The organism is Roseburia sp. AF42-8, assembly GCF_003435965.1.
In the GTDB taxonomy this organism is placed as follows: Bacteria; Bacillota; Clostridia; order Lachnospirales; family Lachnospiraceae; genus Roseburia_C; species Roseburia_C amylophila.
The window spans coordinates 94,340-115,526 of record NZ_QTVB01000001.1 but is presented as its reverse complement, the minus strand read 5'-3'; the positions used below and the strand labels follow the sequence as shown (position 1 = coordinate 115,526).

The window sequence follows — 21,187 nt, the reverse complement described above, 5'->3', positions numbered from 1 at the left end:
ATGGCAGAATTTAACAATGCAGTAATGACAAACGGTGGCGCCGCCTTGCTGGCAGCCACAACCGCCGGAACCGCAAAGATCAAGTTCACAAAGCTGGTGGCTGGATCCGGCACCTATTCAGACTCAGAGAAAACCAGAGCAAGCCTGCAGGCGCGCTCAACACTCAAAGCGCAGAAACAAGAGATCCCGTTCTCTAAAATTGAAATGGCGACCGATACATGTGTAAAATTGACGGCACTTATCTCAAACGCTGAACTCTCGTCCGGCTATTATGTGAACGAGATCGGCCTTTATGCGGTTGATGAATTACACCCGGCCGCCGCTCCGATCCTCTACTCGATCGCGGTCGCAATCGTGGCAGACTACTTACCGCCGTACAACGGGTTGACGCCTTCAACCATTACGCAGGAATACTTTGCGACCGTTGACAATGCTCTGGAAGTTACAATTCAGGCCAAGACCGGAGCCGTCGCTCTGGCCGAGGATCTCGAAGCTACAAACGAGGAGCTCGCGAGAGCCATGTCCGACAACGATCGCCTCTATGCCGGCAGAGACCTGACCGCTGTCTTTGCGCTGGAGATTGCGAAGTATTCAGACGCATGGGCGTGGATCAAGGCAAGGATCAAAGCTCACAATTTTACCGGTATTCATGTAGCTGACTATATTCCTATCACGATGAACGGCCAGACGGTGAAAATGCAGGTTGCCGGTATTGACACATATTACAGAACCACCGATCAGCAGCTCAGCCACCACGTTGATTTTATTAGTAAAGACTGCTTTAATCAGACGGTCAAATGGAATGAAGCCAATAACAACAACGGAAACGCTGCAAATAACTCACCGTACATGGTAAGCAACCTGCACACGTTCCTCACTACTACCCTTTACGGCTACCTTCCGGCAGCAGTCAAGGCCGTAATCAGCAACAAGCGCACCCTCATGGAATACAGATACAGCGCAAGCGGCGCACTCACTGACGGCACGAGCTGGGGCTGGCAGGATCTCGGTCCTCTCTGGGTGCCCCTCGAGTATGAAATCTTCGGCTCAACTATCTGGGGGACAAAAGGTTGGAGTCAGGGGCAGGGCGTACAGTACCCGATCTTTGCTAACAGCTTTTTGAACCGTATCAAGGGCGCCGGAAATGGCGGCGGCCGCTGCGACTGGTGGACCGCTTCTGTCAGGAGTGGCTACTCTGCTCGTTGCGTGGGCGTCGGCATCTACGGGGGCTCCGGCAACTGGGGCGCCAGCAACGAGCTTGGCGTCCCGGTCTGCTTCCGAATTGACGAGGCGTAAGCGCGGCATAATTTCAAAATCCGGCTACCTCGTGTAGCCGGGTAACTGGAGGCATAGAATGAGTAACGTATACACCAGAAACCGTAAAAAGACGCCGTTCGACGTCCTTGCGAACGCCGAGAAACTCCAAGATCTTGTAACGCTCTATGTTATGAATGAGAGGTATGTGCCTAAAAAGTGGCGCTTTATGATCGGTCAGGATCTTATCAAGAAAATTGACGAGCTGAACGACAACATAATCGCCGCGAACAGTATCTACGCCATGAGCGAGCAGGATCTCGCGAGCCGTAAGGCATACGCCCAAAAAGCGATCGCGAACGGCTACCAATTACAGAGAAAACTCTCCCGCCTTATCAGGTGCGTGCCTTCGGCCACGGCCGCAAGCCTCGAAGAAATCACGGGCTTATTGAACCAAGAGATCGACGATCTGAAAGGCTGGAGGAAAAACGACAAAATAAGAGCCAGATAATAAACTCGGGTTATTTGCTGAAAAGTGTCACGCGGCCGCTGCAACTGGTGGACCGCTTCTGTCAGGAGTGGCAACTCTACTAATTGCGTGAACGTCAACAACAACGGGAACTCCAACAACTGGAACGCCAGCAACGAGCTTTACGTCCCGGTCTGATTCCACCTATATGCCAGACAGAGTAGAAAAATCGAAATCAGTGCCAGAGTGGAAGGAAGGAGCAAATAACCCTCGCCGTCAAGGCGTAAATAAGAGCCCAGACGCTACCGGGTGGACGCTGCTTGCATGGCGCGGAGTTTGTGCGAGTCCTCCGCGTTTCATACCCGTTGTACTATGCGGCTAATTAAACGCATGACAGCCGTGCTGGGTAATAACAAAGGAATGAGCTAAATTGTGACAAGCGAAGAAAGACGAGAACAACGATACCAGAGACGGAAAGCTGCAAGGCTGAAAAAGAGGCAGGAAACAATCGGGAAATATGATGATTTTGAGCGCGTGGCCTCTCTGAACTCTCTGTATGAAGCAGCAAGGGAAGCCTCAAAGGGCGTCGACTGGAAAGCCAGCGTCCAGAGGTACAACTCTTTGCTGCTTTTTAATATATCCAAAACACGCGCCGAGCTGCTTACTGGGAAAGATATACGCCGCGGTTTTATCTGCTTTGATATATGCGAACGCGGCAAGCTGAGGCACATCAAAAGCGTGCATTTTTCCGAGAGAGTTGTGCAAAAATCATTTTGCACTAACATCATATACCCAACTTTCACCCGCTCCCTGATTTACGACAACGGGGCGAGTCAGCAAGGAAAAGGCACCCAGTTCGCGGCCAACAGACTGACAACTCACTTGCGGAGGCATTTCAGGAAATACGGACGCGAAGGCGGCATACTTCTGATTGACTTCTCGGACTACTTCGGGAATGTGGCGCATGAGCCGCTTTTTAAGATATACCGGCAGATCTTCACGGATCCACGCGTCATAGCGCTGGGAATGAGCTTTATTTCTGCCTTCGGCGATAAGGGCCTCGGGCTGGGAAGTGAAACGAGTCAGATCAATGCCGTAATGCTTCCGAACCGCGCGGACCATTACGCGAAGGAAATGCTCAGGATCCGAGGCTATGGCAGATACATGGACGACACCTATCTGCTACACCATAGCATTGCATACCTCGAGGAATGTCTCGAAAAGCTCCGGGCAATATACTCGGAATATGGCATAGTTATCAACGAGAAGAAAACAAAAATTGTAGACCTCAAACACGGCTTTACATTTTTGAAAACTCATTTTTATATCACAGAAACCGGCCGGATCATCAAAAAGCCGTGCCGCGACAGTATCACCAGAGAACGCCGAAAGCTGAAAAGGCAGGCGGCTCTCGTAGCTTCTGGCGTCCTGACTTTTGACGAGGTTCGACGTTCCTACGCCTCATGGCGTGGCAGCATGTCGCACCGGGACGCATACAGAACCGTGCAAAGCATGGACCGCCTATTTAATGGGCTGTTTATAGATCAATGGAAAGGAGGACCACAACCATGAGAACCAGAGAAGAAATGGAGGCAGAAATCAGGGGCTTACAGCAGTTACTCGCTGCGACAGATTATAAGGCCCTGAAACATGCCGACGGCGCCCTCACAGATGAGGAGTACGAGCCGACACGCACCCAGCGAGCTGAATATCGCAAGCAGATCAACGACCTGCAGGCAGCGATTGAGACGCTCGAGACCACCGAAGGGCAGGTGGTAGACAATGAGTAACCTCGAAATTATTGAAACGCAAAACGCAATAATTTCCAACATGGCCCAGATCAATGCCGAGCTGCACTCCAGACTCGAGCAATATGAGGCCGTGGCTCAGAACGAAAAAACCGCGCAACTGGAGGAAGCGACCGGCAACATGATCGGACGCCTGAAGGCCGCCGGCATTTTTGAGGAAGGAGGGATCCTATGACAGATCTGAGCATTTTCATCACGGTGGCCGGGCTCTGCCTCTCTGTCGCTACTTTCTATTTTGGGCGCCAGTCAGTAACCAAAGCAGACGGAAAAGCCGCCGGAGCTCTGGAAACGGACCTGCGCTACATCAAGGAAAGCGTCGGCCGTATTGAGGGCCAACTCAACAGAGACGTGCAACGACTGGAGGGCCGGATCGACGAGATCAGCAACCAGCTCGCCGGAATTAGCAACACCGCCGGCCGAGCCCATGAGTCAGCCAAAAGCGCGCACAACCGCATTGACGAGCACCTCGAACGCGAGCACAACATACAGACGGATCGGAGGCGATCAAATGCGGAAACCTAGAAAAGAATTTTCTAAGACCATATTACGAGCGGTAGCTGCTGCCACCGTCGTGATCGTGGTCTTTTCTTTTGCCCTCATGTGGAGAACCGGCGACACCTCGCCGCTCGCCTACATCATACCGGGAATATTTACCGAGCTTTCTGCTGCTACCGGTTTTTATTTTTGGAAGGCTAAGGCTGAGAATGAGATCAAGCTCGACACTATCAGGCGTCAAAAGGAGTTAGAACAATCTAAAAAGCAGAACACTGAGCCCGGAGAATATGATCCGGGCTCTAACTATGAAGGAGGTACACCATAATGACAGAAAAAGAATTAAGACAGAGCTACGTCAATGCAGCCGTTTCCTATCTGGGCTGCAAGGAAAGCAACGGCAGCCACAAGAAAATTATTGATCTTTACAATAGCCACAAGCCCCTCGCCAGAAACTACGCCGTAAAATATACGGACTCATGGTGCGCGACTTTTGTCTCAGCTATGGCTATTAAAACGGGACTTACTGACATTATCCCGACCGAGTGCGGCTGCGGCCAGATGATCCAGCTTTTCCAGAAGCTCGACGCATGGGAAGAAAATGACGCATACAGACCGAGCACCGGCGACGTTATTTTTTACGACTGGGACGACAACGGAGTCGGCGACGATACCGGCTGGCCTGAGCATGTCGGCATTGTAGTGAGCGTATCAGGCAACACGATCAAGATTATCGAGGGCAACAAGAGTGACTCGGTAAGCTATCGCGAACTCGCTGTAAACGGCCGCTATATTAGAGGCTACGGCGTGCCTAAGTACAGCAGCAAGGCAACCGGCGCCGGATCTGGATCTGGCAACGGCGGCGGCCTGAAATACTCAAAGGGCGATATTGTAAACTTTACCGGTTCCAAGCACTACACAAGCGCGAACGCCATCAGCGGTCCTTCCTGCAAGGCTGGAAAAGCAAAGGTAACAGACACCGCAGAGGGTACGAAGCACCCTTATCACCTGATTGCAGTCAATGGATCGGGATCGACCGTTTACGGCTGGGTAAATGCCTCAGACATTGCGGGAGCCTCTACTGCTGCCGCCTCTGGCTCTATTGCGGAGGGCAAAACAGTCAAGGTAAAGAGCTCGGCCGCAAAGTACGCAACCGGCCAGACGATCCCGAGCTGGGTGAAGTCCAGAAAATACACGGTACAGAAAATCGACGGAGATCGCGCCCTCTTGAAAGAGATCACAAGCTGGGTGAAAATCTCCGATCTTGAATTAGCATAAGGAGGGCAACGGAATGGATCAGGAAACTCTCAACACACTCATGTCAATGGTTATTTTGCCTCTGCTGCTGGCTCTCTCAGGCTTCGCGGTTGCATGGCTGAGAAAAAAGACGCAGGAAATCACGGCAAACATTAACGACGCAACTGTCCGCAAGTATGTGGATCTCGCAAGCGACGCCGTAACGAAAGCCGTACAGACAACCTTCCAGACCTACGTCGACGCATTAAAGGCGCAGGGTAAGTTCGACAAAGAGGCCCAGCTCACGGCATTGCAGAAAGCAAAAGACACCGCTACTGCTCTTATCACCGACGAAGCCAAGCGAGTGATCGCTGAGGCTTACGGAGATTTTGACAAGTGGCTCGCCTCTACGATCGAAACCCTCGTCAGGGAGGATAAGAGAACGGCGCCTGCTGCCGCTGAGGAAAAGCAGACACAGATCGCCACTACTGCTGCCACCGCTGCCGCTTCGGTAGCTGCCACGGTAGCCCAGACGGCAGTCGCTCAGGCTACTGCTGAGGTAAAGGCTGCCAAAGCCACGGAAACGGCCACAGAATAAGCCACAGGCGGCCAGAATTAACACAAAGACGCTCACCCGGTAATTTTATCGAGTGGGCGCCTTTTTTTGCGTTCTGGGGCATTTTAGACGCTGCTCCCTATTATTTTAATATCTTGTGCAAGATAGACAAAAGCTCCGGCAGAGGTTTGGTGAGTGTGTGTATTGTTATCTTGTGCACGATATAGTATTATAATATCAGAAACAAGGAAAACCGCAGAAAACAAGGAGGCAGCTCATGAAAGTCACAACGTACACAATCAACAAAGGAACCGCTTCTCAGTATTACGGACTGAAAAGCGTAAACGATAACCACGTTTTATACCATGCACCGAATAACTGGAAAACAAAGCGCGGAGCTATAAACTGGGCCAAGAAAAACGGCTACGAGGTAGAAGAATAGGAGGCAGGCTATGAGAGGAACCAGAAAAGCAAAAGAAACAGAGTACCGAATTTTTAAGGAGTTCAACACCAAAACAGATCGCGACCGCGTATATCTGACAGCCGGGCACAAGATCCGCGTCGATATATTCAAGGGCTACCTCTGGCAGGTTCCTGAGCTCCTTCGGTGTAAAAACTGGAGGATCGGCGACTCATGCGACAAAGGCGTCTGCAAAACGTACTACATCGACATATTGCCAGCGTAGCGGGTTGTTGTCGTGTGCATGATATGATAAAATTACTCTGAAGGAGGCGATACAGTGGCAAGAAAAGCGACAAAGACACCGGAGGAACTGGCAGCAGCCCACACCAAGTACAAGAACGCATGGCAGCGGGAAAACAAGGACCGGATCCCGATCACGGTGCCGATCGGAGACAAGGACCGGATCGCAGCATGGGCCAAGTCAAAAGGCTACCAGAGTACAAACTCATACATAACCGACCTCATATACAAAGATATGGGGGAAAGATAACACCCGCAGAAATGCGGGGCACTAATGAAGCCGAGGACGGTCCCAAGCCCGTGAAAATTCAGAGGGGTGCGCATAATGAACAGATCAAGCCCGGTCTGAGTGATAGCTGACAAGTTTTGCTGGTTTTTAATGTGAAAACCTTAAAACGAGACAAGAAGCAGCAGGCGCCGCAGCCAGTCCCGTGCAACCCGTAAACAATAGCCACGCGGCCGAGGAGGCCAGAGAGGAACGGTGATAGCTGCCGAGCTGAGCAGGCTCTATTTCTCGAGCCTTATCGAGAGACGACCGGGCATAACAAAAGCGCCAGAGCCTAAGCCCTGACGCTTTTATTTTTCACTATTTCCGCGTGAAGTTTACCACCACGGCGAACACTTTCTTGAAAAAGTACACCGGGTTCGGCTTCGCGCCATTGAGTGCCGGCAGCGGGACTTGAACCCGCACGTGGTTGCCCACAACAGATTTTGAGTCTGCCTCGTCTGCCATTCCGACACGCCGGCATTTATTCGGTTCCGTCGAACCGAACAAATGAAAGTTTATCATATTTTCTAATAGATTGCAAGTTTATTTTTCCGGGTCTTTCATATTTTTCAAAATGTCAAAGCAGTCAAATGTTGCAAAATAATCCTTCGGTGTCTCTGCACGACGGATAAGCTGTACGGAACCATCTTCCTTCAGAAGTAACTCAGCGGATTTTAATTTACCATTGTAGTTATAACCCATGGAATAACCATGTGCTCCGGTATCATGAATTACCAGATAATCGCCCATGTCAATCTTCGGCAGCATACGGTCCACGGCAAATTTATCATTGTTCTCACAAAGAGAACCGGTTACATCATATTTGTGGTCGCATACGCTGTTGTCCTTGCCCAGCACGGTAATGTGATGATATGCACCATACATTGCAGGGCGCATCAGGTTTACTGCACAGGCATCTACACCAATGTATTCCTTGTGTGTATGTTTCTCATGAATTGCCTGCGTCACAAGGCATCCATAAGGTGCTAACATAAAACGGCCCATCTCAGTATAGATAGCTACATCGCCCATACCTGCCGGAACTAAAATTTCATCATAAACCTTGTGTACGCCTTCGCCGATAACACGGATGTCGTTTGGTTCCTGGTCTGGTGTATAGTTCACACCAACTCCACCGGAAAGGTTGATAAAGCTGATATGGCAGCCTACTTCTTCTTTTAATTTAACAGCTACTTCAAAAAGCTGTTTTGCAAGCATCGGATAATACTCGTTGGTTACCGTATTACTTGCCAAAAATGCGTGGATACCAAAATTCTTTGCACCTTTTTCTTTTAAAATCTTAAAGCCTTCAAATAACTGCTCCGTTGTAAATCCGTATTTTGCATCTCCAGGATTATCCATGATACCGTTGCTCATTTTGAACACTCCGCCCGGATTGTATCTGCAGCTTATGGTCTCCGGAATCTTTCCGATTGTCTTCTCTAAGAAGTCGATATGGGTAAAGTCATCCAGGTTGATGATTGCGCCAATCTTGTCTGCAAATTTATATTCATATGCAGGAGTATCATTGGAAGAAAACATAATATGCTTTCCGTCAAAGCCCTGGGAATCAGCTAACATCAGCTCTGTCTGGGATGCACAGTCGCAGCCGCAGTCATACTCTTTTAAAATATCTAAGATAAATGGGTTCGGGGTTGCCTTTACAGCAAAATACTCACGGAATCCCGGATTCCATGCAAACGCCTCTTTTACTGCCTTTGCATTTTCACGGATGCCTTTTTCATCATAAAGGTGAAACGGTGTCGGATATGTTTTTACAATTTCTTCAATCTGTTCTTTTGTCACAAATGGTTCTTTCTTCATAATAGTTAGTCTCCTTCTCGCCTGCAGGCTTCCCGCCGCAGACCTCTTGCCTCAGCTAAGTAGTATTCTAAAATTCCCATTGTGACTTGTCAACCCGTCATTATCATTTTTATATTGTATCTTAAGACTTTTTCTCAATTATGATTCATTTCCCACATGATGTGGAAATGTCAGCGTCACTTTAAAGAAATCCCCATCGATAAGCAGCCCGAACGTTCCATTCATAAGTTCTGTCAGGCTCCGTGCGATAGATAATCCAAGTCCGCTTCCTTCCGTATTTCTTGAGCTGTCTCCCCGGACAAAGCGTTCCTGTAATTCCTCTCCGCTCATATGCAAAGGATTCTTAGAAACATTACGGAATATGATGGAAACATTTTTCTCATCCTGCTCCAGGTCAAGATATACTCTGGTTCCCGGCTGTGCATATTTATAAATATTGCTCAGCAGATTATCAAAAACTCTCCACAGATGTCTTCCATCTGCCAGAACAACAAGCTCTTCCTGCGGATGATGAATCACCAGTTCCAGATTCTTTTGTTCCAGCCGTTCTTCATATTCGCCTGCTGCCTGTGTCAGCAATACCTCCGGTACACATTTCTCCCAGTTCACCTTCAGCACTCCGGATGAAGCTTTGGATGCCTCAATCAGATCTTCAATCAATTTCTTCAGGCGGGCAGACTGTCGTGTCAGCACTTCTAAGTATTCCTGCACCTTCGGATTTTCCACATCCTCTTTGGTCAGCAAATCCACATAATTAATAATAGAAGTAAGCGGTGTTTTAATGTCATGGGATACATTGGTAATCAGCTCTGTTTTAAAATGCTCGCTCTTCATCCGCTCATCCAGTGCTGTCTGCATTCCGCTTCCAATCTGATTCAGATGCTCTGCATAATTTTTAAATTCTCCACGCATATGGCTGGTGTCCATCTGATAATCATAGTCACCCTCTGCAATCTTCTCACCACCCTGCTTCAACTGATTGAGATTTGCCAGTATGATGCAGAATATCAGGAAAAGTGCTGCCTTTTCTACCAGAAATACCAGGAAAATTCCCTCCCAGTTGTAACTGCCTTCCAGTATCAGAATACCGATAAATTCTATAAATATAATGCCCAGTGCAATCACTACACCTTTATAAATAAACGGCATATGCTTTTTAATATAAGACAATGCCTGTTTCAGCCATTTTACAAACCGGCATAACAGCGTGTTGCTCCACAGCGTCTTTGTCTTATGCCTTACTGAGCAGCTCATGAGCAATGCTAAAAGCAGGGTCGCTGTCAATACTGCCAGTATCACAATGGCAGCAAGGGAGCCTATATTCGTTCCGTAAAATCCCCATATGTTTCCAAAAAATCCTGCCACACCGGCTTCAACAATATAAAGCATCAGTCCATAAAGTTCCAATGGAATCTTATCGATAAAACTTTTCTGTATCCTGCCCTCTTCATCCTTCTTTCCGGCAGTCCGTACCAGCGTAACCAGTAAAATAACTGCTCCAATCGTACTTCCTGCAAGTACCGCAAAGATTGCATAGCGGACCTTATATGCAAAATCAATATATTTCATTTTAAAATACAAATCATCATGATAAGTCAAATCCCCCAGCGGGAAGAATGCCACTGCATAAATATCTCCTCTTGAAAGATTTGCATCCTGTTCTTCTACTTCCGTAAATATCTGCTCCGGACTGTTTAAAACATCTATGGAAATTCCCGGATAGCAATAACTGTCATAATTTCCCACGATTGCCATGTATTCCGGAATGACGCTTGCCAGATTTCCGTTTTCTATGGTACAGATTCGTTCCACGGAAGTATCTACACTCTTTTTAAATACATAAAAATTAAAGTTCGTCTCATCAGCCAGGCTGTATGCAAAAGACCGCGCATCCTCTATATCATAATTTACAAAGTCTGAAAAAATTTCTGCTGCCAGATAGGAGCCAATATGCTCCTGAAAGTCTGCCGCTGTTTCCTCCTGGCTGTTTCGATAGATCTGGCTGTCTATCGTTTCCAGCGTAAATACTGCAGATAAAAATGCAATTGAAGTCAGTAGAATAAATGCAATGACTGCAATTGCTCTTCTGATGCCTCTTTTTTTCTTTTTCATGGCGTGTTTCCTCTTTCCATCTTATAGCCCTGTCCCCACACCACTTTTAAATACCGTGGATTTGCAGGGTCATACTCTAATTTTTCCCGAAGATGGCGAATATGCACTGCCACTGTACTTTCTGAGCCAAACGGCGCATCTTTCCATACTTTGCGATAGATATCCTTTGGAGAAAATACAACTCCGGGCTGTTCCATAAACAGTTTCAAAATATCATACTCTGTAGGGGTAAGACTCACCGCATCTCCATCCAGCGTCACAACCTTGGCACTATCATCTAATTCAATGCCACCGATGGCAAGATTCTTCTTTGTCATGTTTCCACCTCCCAGCTGCATATAACGGCGCAGCTGGGATTTTACTCTTGCCTGAACCTCCACCGGATTAAATGGCTTGGTAATATAATCATCTGCTCCCACCATAAGTCCTAAAACCTTATCGTTGTCTTCACTTTTTGCAGTCAGGAAAATCACAGGGACATTGCTGTTCTCACGAATCTTCACCATGGTCTGGATGCCGTCCATTTCCGGCATCATAATATCCATGAGCACAAGATGTATCTCTGTTTTCTGCATCATTTCAATTGCTTCCCGACCGTTATAAGCCTCGTAAATTCCATAGCCATCCGATGCAAGATAGATTTTTAACGCGGACACGATATCCGGTTCATCATCACATATCAATATGTTATACATTTTCTTTTCCCCTTTCCAAGTACACCATTATTGTATCGAATGAACCTTTAAGAACCAAGGCACCAAGTCTTTAAGATTTCTTTAACATCACGCAAATACTGTCTGTATCAACACCATATAAAGCACGGTTCCCACACCGATGCTCAGTAAATTATTTCTTTTCCACACATGTAAAACGATAACTACGAAAACTGCAATAAATTCCGGCAGACCAAAGGGAAACTTCACTACATTTACTGCCTTTAAGCAATAAATAACAAGCATTCCCACAACTGCAGGCGGCAGCACTTTTCCAAGATATTTTACGATTTCCGGGATTTCTTTTTTCCCGCTGAATAATACAAACGGAATTGCCCTTGTTGTAAATACAACCAATCCACAAACCACAATAATTAATAATGACCGTTCCACACTAATCGGCATTTTCCGCTACCTCCTTTTCTTCCATCACCTTACGACCGGATAACAGAATTATCATAATACAAATCATGGATGGCAGAATGAAATTATCACTGCCAAAGATAAGCAGGCAGATAAGAGATGCTGCAATTCCGGTCAGCGCCGGCAAATGATTCCTGCTGGTCAGCCACTGCTCCACAAAAATTACGACAAACAATGCTGTCATGGCAAAATCAATACCCGTTGTGTCAAACGGAATCAGCGTTCCGGCAATGGCTCCGATGGCAGAACCAATAATCCAGTAAAGCTGGTCTAACAACGCAATGGAAAATAGGAATTTGTGCTCATCCACGCCCTCCGGCACTTTTGTAATAAAGAATAAGGAATAGGTCTCATCTGTCAGGGAAAAAATCATATATAATTTCTTTTTTCCCATATCACGGAATTTTTCTATTAAAGACAGTCCATAAAAGACATGCCGGATATTTACCATAAATTCTAAGAATATAATCTGCAGGAAACTGACTCCCGGTGCAAAGAAATTAACCGCCAGATACTGTCCGCTTCCGGCGTACACCAAGATACTCATCAGGATTGCCCAAAGAAAATTGTAGCCTTTTTCCTGATACATCACGCCAAATGCAATTCCTATAAAAAGATAACCTGTCAATACCGGTATCGTATACGGAAATGCTGCTTTCACTGCTTTGACATAGCCATTTTGTTTCATTCTGTAATCCTTCTTTCTAATTCGCCCTTTCTACATCAAACACAATAACTCTACAATATGAGACTTCAAAAAACAAGTTTTTTATGCTATACTAGAATAAATTGTAATTTTAATACACAGCCTGGAATTCGCATCTTAATGAGAAAGAAGAATTTCAGATTATGAAAGGAGTTCTATCCATGCAGATTGATCCGATTACCGCTGCGCTTGGAAGTACCGCTGCTTCCACAACCTCTGTAAACGGTGTAAATAATTTTGAATCCTATTTAAATAATGCAGGCAACAATTCCCTTGCATCTATCTTTCAAAAAGCCTCCGATACCTATGGTGTCTCTGTTTCTCTTCTGACCGCCATGGCAAAGCAGGAATCCAATTTTCAGGCAAATGCCACTTCCAAATCAGGAGCCATGGGCATCATGCAGCTAATGCCTTCCACTGCTTCTTATTTTGGCTGTACCGACCCTTATGACCCGGAACAGAATATTATGGCAGGTGCCAAATATATCAGCGAGCTTTTAAATAAATACAACGGAGATACCTCCCTTGCTCTTGCCGCCTACAATGCAGGCAGCGGCAACGTAGCAAAATACGGTGGAATTCCTCCATTTAAAGAAACCCAGAATTATGTAGCCAAGATTACCGGCTATATGCAGGAAGGTGTCACTCTTCCGGACGGAACAGCCGTTGCTGCAAGTGCAAACAGCAATGCTGCCTACAATGCAGGCACTGCAGATAATTCCCTTTCTGTTGACCAGTGGGATTCCCTTGAGCAGAATGCCCTGCAGGATATTCTTGACCGCTTCTTTAATTATGATGACTATTTACGGTTTTTGAATATGTTTATGAAATTTATGTAAGATGACTGTAAAAATGCAACCCGGATATTTGTTACTTCCTAAAAAGCATAGTTTTAGGGGCATTACAAATATCCGGGTTGTATTTTTTTGCGGATTTCTGGAGGAGCCGGGAATTCTGGCTTCGCTGACTCTCGTCAGGGTAAAAGGCTGGCATTTCTGCGGTTTTTTACCCAATTCAAAGATTCCTACAGCTCCTTCATCATTTCCTGTACTAACTTTGCACAATGCTCTGCTGCTTTCTTTTCAAAAGTTGGATAATCCTCCTGTGCAGAGCCATCTGCTTTATCTGAAATTGCACGAATGACTACATATGGGATGTTATTTAAAGTTGCTGCCTGCGCGATGGAAGCTCCCTCCATTTCCGTGCAGTCCGGATGAAATTCTGCAATCAATGCATCCTTTATCTCTTTGCTGGAAATAAACTGGTCTCCACTTACTACGCGGCCTCTGTTACATGAATATCCGGATTTACTTTTTTACATACCTCTACAGCAGTCTTACACAACTTTTCATCTGCCACAAAAGCAAGCTGCTCTAATCCCGGAATCTGTCCTTTTGCATAGCCTAATGGTGTCACATCCATGTCATGCTGAATAGCATCCTTAGATACTAAAATATCTCCGATATCCAATGCAGGATTCAAAGAGCCTGCTACACCGGTATTGATAATATGTGTTACATCATATAAATCTGCAAGAATCTGCACGCACATTGCTGCATTTACTTTTCCTACACCGCACTGTACCACTACTACCGGCATTCCTTTTAAATTACCCTCATGAAATTCCATGCCGGCTTTCTTTGTAATCTGGTCTGTATCCATATTTTTCTTTAATGTTGCTACTTCTAATTCCATAGCACCGATAATTCCGATTTTACTCATGTTTTCTTTCCTCTTTCTGCTAATTTCCTACTTATGCATTACGCAATACATTTTTCATATCTGCTTTAAAGCAAATTTTCCAAGTATCCTCTACGCCGGATAATTCAGGTGTGCATCATCAATATGATAGAGCACATTATTTAAATAGCGGTCTGCCAGATAGTTTGCCATACCAAGGTTCATATCAAGATAGTTGCCGCAGTCTTTTGGACTTGCGCCCGGTACCTCACCTTTAAAGTCACGGATGAACTCAAACATGCGAATCATCAGTGGCACGATATCTTTGGATGTATAGTCTCCCGCCAGCAATAAATAAAAGCCTGTCCGGCAGCCCATTGGTCCAAAATACACGGTCTTTCTGGCATACTCTGCGTCATTTCTTAAAAAGGTTGCACCAAGATGTTCTATGGTATGCACCTCTGCGGTATTCATAACCGGTTCATCATTTGGTGATGTCATTCTTAAATCAAAGGTTGTTACTGTACTGTCTCCTACTGCATCCTTTCTTGATACATAGACACCCGGCTGCAGTTTTATATGGTCGATTGTAAAGCTTGCTATTTTCTCCATGTGTTTCTTCCTTCTTTCTCTTTTTTCAGAGTAAATTTATCATGCATTTTCTTTTGTGTCAAATATTACAGCTGCAGTGTGCATCCCCGCGGAGCGTTTTTTACTTTACAGGAAAGCAATTTCCTGTAAAGTAAAAAAGTAAGATGCATACCCGATACCTGCTGTACGCATCTTACTCTTTATCTCCGCCATCCTTTATGCGGTAATATTTTTTCCGTTTTCCTGAATGCACTTTGCATACCAGTAATAGCTGTCTTTTGGGATTCGCTTAAAATCTCCGCTGCCATCATCATGTCTGTCCACATAAATGAGTCCGTAACGCTTCTTCATTTCGCCGGTTCCGGCACTGACAAGATCCATGGCTGACCAGATGGTATAGCCGAACAGGTCTACACCGTCCTCGATTGCCTCGCCCATTGCTGCGATATGGTCATTGAGATAGGAAATACGGTAATCATCGTGAATGCTTCCATCTGCATCGACTTCATCCGGTGCACCAAATCCATTTTCCACCACCATCATTGGAAGATGATAGCGGTCCCACAGCTCATTTAATGTATAGCGCAGTCCCTTCGGGTCTATCTGCCAGCCCCATTCACTAGCGGTCAGATACGGATTCTTGGCTCCCTCTAAAAGATTTCCATCGGTCTGCTCTGCTGCATCATCTATCGTGGCACAGTTTGTCATATAATAGCTGAAGGTATAGAAGTCCACACAGCCTGCTTTTAAAATTCCATCATCCTCCGGCTCCTTCTGAATCGTAATTTGATGTTCTTTAAAATAACGGTTCATATAGGACGGATAACTGCCGAACACGGCTACATCTCCGGCAAATTTATTTAATAGCCGGTCTTTGTGCTGGCACTCTAACATATCTTCCGGCCGGCAGGTCAGCGGATACTGCGTAATGTGTCCAATCATACAGCCCACTTTTATTTCCGGACTGATTTTCCTTGCTTCTATCACCGTTTTCGCTCCGGCAACAAACTGGTGATGTAATGCCTGGAATCTTACTTTTTCGTCTACGGTCATGGATTTAAGAGAAATGAATGCTTCCCCGCCGAGATATTTCCCATCAATCAGCCCCAGCGACTTATAAGCACCCATTGGCATTACGCCAAAGTTAATCTCGTTAAATAAAAGCCAGTAATGTACCTCTTCTTTAAAATAATTCATTACACAACAGGCATAACGAACAAAATCATCAATTACTTCCCGGTTTGCAAAACCGCCCCTTTCTTTTGCCAGATACCACGGCATTTCAAAGTGGCTTAATGTCACCACCGGCTCTATGCCAAAGGATTTGCACAGAGTAAAAATATTCTTATAAAAGGAAAGTCCTTCCTGATTTGGCTCCTCTTCGCATCCGGTTGGAAAAATTCTTGCCCAACTGATACTCATGCGATAACATTTGCAGCCCATCTCCGCCAAAAGGCGGATATCTTCCTCATAATGATGATAATGGTCTACCGCATCATGGCTCGGATAGAATGCTCCTTCTTCCATGGTACTGCGAAACATCCGTGGTCTTCCGATTCCGCCACCTTTTATATTGTCCTGTATGGTAAGTCCTTTTCCTCCTTCTAAATATCCTCCTTCGCACTGGTTCGCAGCAGTGGCCACGCCCCATAAGAAATTTTCTTTAAATTCCACTTACACTCCCCCTATCGCTCTATTTTCCTTCCGAGGAATTCACCCAGCCGCTCATCAGAATATATAAGATTTACAGTCTGATAAAAATGCTGATAGCCGTCTCCTGCAAAGGAATGGAATGGTGCATCCTTTTTATAATTCTCCTGCAGTTCCCATTCGAAACAGTCTATCAAATCTGTCAGATAATTTTTCTGAATCGGAATAATGTCATGTGCCGGATAAATTTTATAATCCTCTGTTACTTTTAATGCCAGCTCCTTCAAGCTGTGAAGTGTACTCCGGAAGGGAGCCTGCACATCATTTCCCTGAAAATGCCAGATGTTGTGTGCAGATATCTGGTCTCCGGAAAAGAGCCATTTTTTCTCCTCTTCCAGAAGCATAATATGTCCATAGCTATGTCCCGGCGTATGTAATACCGTAAATTCAATATCTCCCAGCGAAATCTTGTCTCCATGACAGAGAAAATGAGGTTTCGTCTTACTGCTGATTCTCCACTCTGGGAACTCTTCCGGTATCAGTTCTTTTGTCCAGGGCATTTTATTTACCCTGTAATCCATTGCTTTTTTACGCATCTCTGTAGTGTCATTCCAAAGAAGCTTTCCCCAGTCCAGCGGATGTATCCACACTTCATCAAACCATTTGCTTCCAAGACCATGATCCGGGTCACCGTGGCTTAACACCAGCATAACCGGCAAATCTGTAATTGTACGAACCAGTGGCATGATATTTTCATAGCCATAACCAATGTCAAAGAGCATTGCCTTATCACTTCCTATAACAAGATAACAATGCACACTCTCTGTCTCCGTAATCACATAAAGCTGATCCGATATTTTTTCCACTACATTCAGACTTTTTTCCATTAAGCTGCTTCCTCTCCATAAATGCTGTCATCAAATCCTAACACCCAGGTTGATACAAAGCTTACTACAATGGTAATTGCTGCTGCAGCAATTGCAAAATAGAAGTTACTCATCGTTCCATCCGGATTTAAGAAAATCGGCATTGTAAAGAAGGATGGAGCGCCGAAGCTGTATACTCTTACGCTGAAGATTGCGCAGAAGATTGCGTTTACGATACATGCAATCCAGGTAGCAATCAAAGGTTTCTTCATTCGTACACAGATTCCATAAAGGGTAGGCTCTGTAACTCCTGCCAGGAATGCTGTAATTGCACAGGAAGATGCCAGTGTACGAAGGTTTTTATTTTTAGTTTTTAACATACAAGCTAATGCTACACCGAACTGTGAGAAGTTCATTCCGATAAATGCAACGAATAACATATTATCATATCCAGCTGTTGCAAACATGGACATTACAAGCGGAATCAATGCAAGATGCATTCCGGTTAATACTAAAAGTGGTGCAAGACAGCCAACAATTAATACAGAAGACCAAGGTGCTACATTATTGATTGCGGTCAGTGCTTTGCATAAAAGGTCTCCACAATAGCTTCCGATTGGTCCGGTAATACATAACATAACTGGAATCATGATAATAACAGACAGTAACGGTTTAAATACAAATTTAACTGCTGCTGGAACAATTTTAACTACCAGCTTCTCTACATAGCTGAAGATCCAGATAGTTAAAATAATCGGAATTACGGTAGAGCTGTAATTTACTGTTTTCACCGGCAGTCCGAAAAGTGATACAAAGCTTCCCTGCTCCGTTAATCCAATCAATGTCGGACTAATCATAATTGCACCAAGGAAAACACTGGTCATAATATCACAGCCGAATTTCTTGGCAGAAGTATATGCCAGTAATACCGGCAGGAAATATAATGCTGCATTTCCAACCATGCTGATGATGGTATAGGTTGTGCCTTCTGTACTCAGTCCGCACTTGGTTAAAATAATCAGTAATGCTGAAATCAATCCACTACACATAATCAGTGGAATTGCCGGTCCTAAAATGGCAGAAAGCACATTGAGAATTTTTGATACAATTCCATTTTTCTCCGGTACTGCATCTGCTTTTTCAACCTTCTTGCCATCACCGCTGTTTTCAATCTTATGCTTTGCTACAATTGCAGCATAAGCGGATGCTACATCATTTCCAATGATAACCTGAACACCGCCAACACTTTCTACTACGCCCATGACATCCGGCAGCTTCTTGATTCCTTCCAGGTCTGCCTTAGACATATCTGCAAGCTGAAAACGAAGTCTTGTAGCACAGTGAAACAGCTTGGTAATATTTTGTTCTCCTCCCAGCCGGGTAATAATTTCATCTCCCAGCTTCTCATAATTTTTTCCCATAAAGATTCTCCTTTCATAAATGACCCGCATTTATTTTGTTAAGCTTATTATACCATGCTTTTATGTTTCAGGAAATTTATACTTTTGCGTCATTAATAGCGAAATCCTCTGCCTAGCTCTGTCCACCTAACAGCTCTTTTACATAGTCAAAGAATTCTATCATATCCCCTTCTCCGCCATAATGTGCTGCAATAACTTCTGTAATCTGCTTACCGCCATAAGCAAATGGCTTTTTAAGATAAATACGATAAATCTTATTTCTTCCATCCTGCTCATGGTCAATCATAGAAAGACGGCTGCTTCCGATGGTCTCCTCCGACACCTTCCGTTCCGGATATCCATAGCCGATTCTTTTCTTTAAATCTTCAAAGTCTGCCACTTCTTCTATCAGATACAGACTGTCCTTTGTGCCATATTTTTTCCGGAGCTTTTCTTCCGTTTCCTTCCAGTAGTTATTTTCAAGCTTATCAACATTTCTCCCCAGCCGCATAATCTGCTCATTGTCTGCAAAGAGGTCGAGATAAGTAAAGGAAGCATCCTTTAATACCAGCTCCTTTTCCGATGTAATCCGAAGCTGGTAATTCCGGCAATACCGCTCCTTTCTCTGTTCAAATAAATATTCCGGGATAACTGTTATCTCACTGATTCGCTCCCCTAAGAAGCCTTTTAATTTATTCTGTACATTATAAATGCTGCTGGCACTCTGGTCACTGATAAATAAAATATCCGGCTTTCTTCTGTTCCGTTCAATTGCAGATGCAAAATAAAGCACCAGATAGCCCATTTCCGCATCCGGAATCTCTGTATTTAAAACAGGACTTAAACAGGTTCTTAAAAGATGCATTTCCAGCGGATACCGCTTCGCCATTTCTTTGGTATGATTTCCGATATTATTACGACCGTTCTGAATCCGGAGTTCCATTCTTGACACATGGTCTGATAAAACCTCTAAAAGATCCCGCTCCACCTGCAATTTAAGTCCGGTTTCCTCCTGCACCCGCTGGATAAATACTTCTAATTTCTGCAGCATATCCAGTTGAATGTCCGTCTCCTTACAGACCATATTCAATTCCTTTAACCGTGCCTCTACATTCTGCATTTCCATTTCCTGAAAATGATATCCGCAGACTTTCTCTATCTCTTCCACCAGCTCCATTGCCAGTCTGCCCGGACGGTTGATGCCATCCTCTTCCTCTGTTACCGAAAATCCCATCTGGCTTCGCATCATGCATACTGCCAGATAACGTGCAAAATCATGATAGGCTTCTCCCGATACGATAAACTGGTTTCTGGTAAATACTTCTGCCAGAACAGCCTGTAACTTTTTCTGATTTTCTGCAAACTGCTCCATCTCTTCTTCCGAAAACAACATATGATAATCCTGTCTGCTCTGCATGGTCTTCATGCACATGATTCTCTTTACATTCTCCGATGCCTGAATCTTAAGTCCATATTGTCCGGATACCAAAAGATCTGCCCCCGGCGTGCGGCTTATAATCCGCTTTACCTGCGGCAGGTCAGAAGTTACAGATGACCGGGAAAGGAATAATCGCTCAGAAATCGTTCCAATACTGGTATACTCCTTTTCAAACAGCAGCAAAGTAATAATCTGCTTGGAATGCACATAGTTCTCCTGTCCGTAACTTTTCTGTTCCTGCTCTAATGCAATCTTATTTTTCAAAAGATACCCCAGCCGGTTATTAGACTGTATCAGAGGCTCTCCTGACTGTTTCTCATTGATTGCCTTAATATCCATCTGCAGTGTCCTGCTGCTCACCCCGATATTTTCCCGCAGAAGGGAACCACTCATCCAGCCATCTGCACTTTTTAAGACCGCTATAATCTTTAACTGTCTGTCTGTATACATTTCATCCTATCTCCTGATTTTCTTCCATTCTTCTATCAGCCGCTCCAGACTCCATGCAGCATTGGCAGGACTGGTGGACGGCAGCTTGCAGATTTCTGCCTTATCCTTACAGGAACAGTATTTCATAAATAATTCGTAGGCTTTTGCGCCATTTAGGAAAACAGCCTCGATGGGAGCCTCCGTTAACAGCCGTTCAATATCATTCGCCACAACATTTGTTATGCTGCTGTCTGAAGATCCTGCTATGTCGCAGGATGCAATAACATCCCAGATAGCAATATGATTTTCAAGAAGAAATGCCTTCTTTTCTTCTATCGTCTCTGGGACCTCACAGCCGCATACTGCCGCCGTTACTTTCCAGAAGCGGTTTCTCGGATGGCCGTAGTAAAACCGGTTCTCTCTCGACTTGACCGACGGGAACGTGCCTAAGATTAATACTCTGGATTTTTTATCGTATACCGGGGCAAAAGTATGCATAACATGTTCTGTCTCCATCTTGTTTTCTCCTTTATAAAATGCTACACTAAAAAAGTTGAATTACCTTTACT

The 21,187-nt window shown here is 45.1% G+C and carries 24 protein-coding genes, 1 tRNA gene and 1 pseudogene; 13 read left to right on the top strand and 13 right to left on the bottom strand.

The window, feature by feature from the left end:
* From DW059_RS00570 to DW059_RS00520, 12 genes are all read left to right on the top strand, one after another.
* Window positions 1-1,296 (top strand): DUF6273 domain-containing protein, encoded by a 1,296-nt coding sequence (locus DW059_RS00570; RefSeq protein WP_117696788.1) that lies wholly within the window; start codon window positions 1-3, stop codon window positions 1,294-1,296.
* A 58-nt stretch (window positions 1,297-1,354) separates the two neighbouring features.
* Window positions 1,355-1,765 carry a hypothetical protein gene (locus DW059_RS00565; RefSeq protein ID WP_024725535.1) on the top strand — a complete coding sequence of 137 codons (411 nt, stop codon included), beginning with the start codon at window positions 1,355-1,357 and terminating at the stop codon, window positions 1,763-1,765.
* Between the two features lie 390 nt (window positions 1,766-2,155).
* On the top strand, window positions 2,156-3,295 hold the full coding sequence (locus DW059_RS00560; protein ID WP_117696786.1) for an RNA-directed DNA polymerase: 1,140 nt from the start codon (window positions 2,156-2,158) through the stop codon (window positions 3,293-3,295).
* Window positions 3,292-3,513: a hypothetical protein gene (locus DW059_RS00555; protein ID WP_024725533.1), complete on the top strand. Its 222-nt coding sequence runs from the start codon at window positions 3,292-3,294 to the stop codon at window positions 3,511-3,513. Before DW059_RS00560 ends, DW059_RS00555 begins: the two co-directional genes overlap by 4 nt.
* On the top strand, window positions 3,506-3,706 hold the full coding sequence (locus DW059_RS00550) for a hypothetical protein (RefSeq protein WP_024725532.1): 201 nt from the start codon (window positions 3,506-3,508) through the stop codon (window positions 3,704-3,706). The genes DW059_RS00555 and DW059_RS00550 overlap by 8 nt, the downstream gene beginning before the upstream one ends.
* Window positions 3,703-4,053, top strand: coding sequence for a hypothetical protein (locus DW059_RS00545; RefSeq protein WP_006855491.1), 351 nt, complete (start codon window positions 3,703-3,705; stop codon window positions 4,051-4,053). The genes DW059_RS00550 and DW059_RS00545 overlap by 4 nt, the downstream gene beginning before the upstream one ends.
* On the top strand, window positions 4,040-4,351 hold the full coding sequence (locus DW059_RS00540) for a hypothetical protein (protein ID WP_024725531.1): 312 nt from the start codon (window positions 4,040-4,042) through the stop codon (window positions 4,349-4,351). The genes DW059_RS00545 and DW059_RS00540 overlap by 14 nt, the downstream gene beginning before the upstream one ends.
* On the top strand, window positions 4,351-5,301 hold the full coding sequence (locus DW059_RS00535) for a CHAP domain-containing protein (RefSeq protein WP_117696783.1): 951 nt from the start codon (window positions 4,351-4,353) through the stop codon (window positions 5,299-5,301). Before DW059_RS00540 ends, DW059_RS00535 begins: the two co-directional genes overlap by 1 nt.
* A gap of 13 nt (window positions 5,302-5,314) precedes the next feature.
* The gene (locus DW059_RS00530) at window positions 5,315-5,857 is read left to right on the top strand and encodes a hypothetical protein (protein ID WP_117696780.1); all 543 of its coding nucleotides are present in this window, start codon (window positions 5,315-5,317) and stop codon (window positions 5,855-5,857) included.
* 235 nt (window positions 5,858-6,092) lie between these two features.
* A complete protein-coding gene (locus DW059_RS15850; protein ID WP_158551919.1) occupies window positions 6,093-6,257 on the top strand; it encodes a hypothetical protein in 165 nt (54 codons plus the stop codon).
* A 10-nt stretch (window positions 6,258-6,267) separates the two neighbouring features.
* Window positions 6,268-6,501: a hypothetical protein gene (locus DW059_RS00525; RefSeq protein WP_117696777.1), complete on the top strand. Its 234-nt coding sequence runs from the start codon at window positions 6,268-6,270 to the stop codon at window positions 6,499-6,501.
* 54 nt (window positions 6,502-6,555) lie between these two features.
* A complete protein-coding gene (locus DW059_RS00520; RefSeq protein WP_242986038.1) occupies window positions 6,556-6,768 on the top strand; it encodes a hypothetical protein in 213 nt (70 codons plus the stop codon).
* A 414-nt stretch (window positions 6,769-7,182) separates the two neighbouring features.
* Here the strand turns inward: DW059_RS00520 and DW059_RS00515 are convergent.
* From DW059_RS00515 to DW059_RS00490, 6 genes are all read right to left on the bottom strand, one after another.
* A tRNA-Leu gene (locus DW059_RS00515) sits at window positions 7,183-7,265 on the bottom strand.
* 64 nt (window positions 7,266-7,329) lie between these two features.
* Window positions 7,330-8,610 carry a diaminopimelate decarboxylase gene (locus tag DW059_RS00510; RefSeq protein ID WP_117696774.1) on the bottom strand — a complete coding sequence of 427 codons (1,281 nt, stop codon included), beginning with the start codon at window positions 8,608-8,610 and terminating at the stop codon, window positions 7,330-7,332.
* Between the two features lie 138 nt (window positions 8,611-8,748).
* Window positions 8,749-10,722 (bottom strand): sensor histidine kinase, encoded by a 1,974-nt coding sequence (locus DW059_RS00505; protein WP_117696772.1) that lies wholly within the window; start codon window positions 10,720-10,722, stop codon window positions 8,749-8,751.
* Window positions 10,719-11,417 (bottom strand): response regulator transcription factor, encoded by a 699-nt coding sequence (locus DW059_RS00500; RefSeq protein ID WP_022242694.1) that lies wholly within the window; start codon window positions 11,415-11,417, stop codon window positions 10,719-10,721. The genes DW059_RS00505 and DW059_RS00500 overlap by 4 nt, the downstream gene beginning before the upstream one ends.
* 87 nt (window positions 11,418-11,504) lie before the next feature.
* Window positions 11,505-11,840 (bottom strand): branched-chain amino acid transporter permease, encoded by a 336-nt coding sequence (locus tag DW059_RS00495; protein ID WP_022242693.1) that lies wholly within the window; start codon window positions 11,838-11,840, stop codon window positions 11,505-11,507.
* The gene (locus tag DW059_RS00490) at window positions 11,830-12,546 is read right to left on the bottom strand and encodes an AzlC family ABC transporter permease (RefSeq protein ID WP_022242692.1); all 717 of its coding nucleotides are present in this window, start codon (window positions 12,544-12,546) and stop codon (window positions 11,830-11,832) included. The genes DW059_RS00495 and DW059_RS00490 overlap by 11 nt, the downstream gene beginning before the upstream one ends.
* A gap of 161 nt (window positions 12,547-12,707) precedes the next feature.
* Here DW059_RS00490 and DW059_RS00485 point away from each other — a divergent pair, with 161 nt between their 5' ends.
* Window positions 12,708-13,403, top strand: a complete 696-nt coding sequence (locus tag DW059_RS00485; RefSeq protein ID WP_117696769.1) for a lytic transglycosylase domain-containing protein — start codon at window positions 12,708-12,710, stop codon at window positions 13,401-13,403.
* A 185-nt stretch (window positions 13,404-13,588) separates the two neighbouring features.
* Here the strand turns inward: DW059_RS00485 and DW059_RS17465 are convergent.
* From DW059_RS17465 to DW059_RS00450, 7 genes and pseudogenes are all read right to left on the bottom strand, one after another.
* Window positions 13,589-14,286: pseudogene (locus tag DW059_RS17465) on the bottom strand (5'-methylthioadenosine/adenosylhomocysteine nucleosidase).
* 90 nt (window positions 14,287-14,376) lie between these two features.
* Complete coding sequence (locus DW059_RS00475) at window positions 14,377-14,856, bottom strand: S-ribosylhomocysteine lyase (RefSeq protein ID WP_117696767.1); 480 nt, start codon at window positions 14,854-14,856, stop codon at window positions 14,377-14,379.
* Between the two features lie 195 nt (window positions 14,857-15,051).
* Window positions 15,052-16,509, bottom strand: coding sequence for a glycoside hydrolase family 1 protein (locus DW059_RS00470; RefSeq protein ID WP_117696764.1), 1,458 nt, complete (start codon window positions 16,507-16,509; stop codon window positions 15,052-15,054).
* A gap of 11 nt (window positions 16,510-16,520) precedes the next feature.
* Window positions 16,521-17,372 (bottom strand): MBL fold metallo-hydrolase, encoded by an 852-nt coding sequence (locus tag DW059_RS00465; RefSeq protein WP_117696761.1) that lies wholly within the window; start codon window positions 17,370-17,372, stop codon window positions 16,521-16,523.
* Window positions 17,372-18,772: a PTS transporter subunit EIIC gene (locus DW059_RS00460; RefSeq protein ID WP_158551916.1), complete on the bottom strand. Its 1,401-nt coding sequence runs from the start codon at window positions 18,770-18,772 to the stop codon at window positions 17,372-17,374. The genes DW059_RS00465 and DW059_RS00460 overlap by 1 nt, the downstream gene beginning before the upstream one ends.
* 112 nt (window positions 18,773-18,884) lie before the next feature.
* A complete protein-coding gene (locus tag DW059_RS00455; RefSeq protein WP_117696755.1) occupies window positions 18,885-20,639 on the bottom strand; it encodes a BglG family transcription antiterminator in 1,755 nt (584 codons plus the stop codon).
* Between the two features lie 6 nt (window positions 20,640-20,645).
* The gene (locus tag DW059_RS00450; RefSeq protein WP_117696752.1) at window positions 20,646-21,134 is read right to left on the bottom strand and encodes a DNA-deoxyinosine glycosylase; all 489 of its coding nucleotides are present in this window, start codon (window positions 21,132-21,134) and stop codon (window positions 20,646-20,648) included.
* Between the last annotated feature and the right edge of the window lie 53 nt (window positions 21,135-21,187).

Coding starts and splice junctions, on each gene's coding strand:
- DW059_RS00570 (WP_117696788.1), top strand. CDS start 1: ATGGCAGAATTTAACAATGCAGTAATGACAAACGGTGGCGCCGCCTTG.
- DW059_RS00565 (WP_024725535.1), top strand. CDS start 1,355: ATGAGTAACGTATACACCAGAAACCGTAAAAAGACGCCGTTCGACGTC.
- DW059_RS00555 (WP_024725533.1), top strand. CDS start 3,292: ATGAGAACCAGAGAAGAAATGGAGGCAGAAATCAGGGGCTTACAGCAG.
- DW059_RS00550 (WP_024725532.1), top strand. CDS start 3,506: ATGAGTAACCTCGAAATTATTGAAACGCAAAACGCAATAATTTCCAAC.
- DW059_RS00545 (WP_006855491.1), top strand. CDS start 3,703: ATGACAGATCTGAGCATTTTCATCACGGTGGCCGGGCTCTGCCTCTCT.
- DW059_RS00540 (WP_024725531.1), top strand. CDS start 4,040: ATGCGGAAACCTAGAAAAGAATTTTCTAAGACCATATTACGAGCGGTA.
- DW059_RS00535 (WP_117696783.1), top strand. CDS start 4,351: ATGACAGAAAAAGAATTAAGACAGAGCTACGTCAATGCAGCCGTTTCC.
- DW059_RS00530 (WP_117696780.1), top strand. CDS start 5,315: ATGGATCAGGAAACTCTCAACACACTCATGTCAATGGTTATTTTGCCT.
- DW059_RS15850 (WP_158551919.1), top strand. CDS start 6,093: ATGAAAGTCACAACGTACACAATCAACAAAGGAACCGCTTCTCAGTAT.
- DW059_RS00525 (WP_117696777.1), top strand. CDS start 6,268: ATGAGAGGAACCAGAAAAGCAAAAGAAACAGAGTACCGAATTTTTAAG.
- DW059_RS00510 (WP_117696774.1), bottom strand. CDS start 8,610: ATGAAGAAAGAACCATTTGTGACAAAAGAACAGATTGAAGAAATTGTA.
- DW059_RS00505 (WP_117696772.1), bottom strand. CDS start 10,722: ATGAAAAAGAAAAAAAGAGGCATCAGAAGAGCAATTGCAGTCATTGCA.
- DW059_RS00500 (WP_022242694.1), bottom strand. CDS start 11,417: ATGTATAACATATTGATATGTGATGATGAACCGGATATCGTGTCCGCG.
- DW059_RS00495 (WP_022242693.1), bottom strand. CDS start 11,840: ATGCCGATTAGTGTGGAACGGTCATTATTAATTATTGTGGTTTGTGGA.
- DW059_RS00490 (WP_022242692.1), bottom strand. CDS start 12,546: ATGAAACAAAATGGCTATGTCAAAGCAGTGAAAGCAGCATTTCCGTAT.
- DW059_RS00485 (WP_117696769.1), top strand. CDS start 12,708: ATGAAAGGAGTTCTATCCATGCAGATTGATCCGATTACCGCTGCGCTT.
- DW059_RS00475 (WP_117696767.1), bottom strand. CDS start 14,856: ATGGAGAAAATAGCAAGCTTTACAATCGACCATATAAAACTGCAGCCG.
- DW059_RS00465 (WP_117696761.1), bottom strand. CDS start 17,372: ATGGAAAAAAGTCTGAATGTAGTGGAAAAAATATCGGATCAGCTTTAT.
- DW059_RS00460 (WP_158551916.1), bottom strand. CDS start 18,772: ATGGGAAAAAATTATGAGAAGCTGGGAGATGAAATTATTACCCGGCTG.
- DW059_RS00455 (WP_117696755.1), bottom strand. CDS start 20,639: ATGTATACAGACAGACAGTTAAAGATTATAGCGGTCTTAAAAAGTGCA.
- DW059_RS00450 (WP_117696752.1), bottom strand. CDS start 21,134: ATGGAGACAGAACATGTTATGCATACTTTTGCCCCGGTATACGATAAA.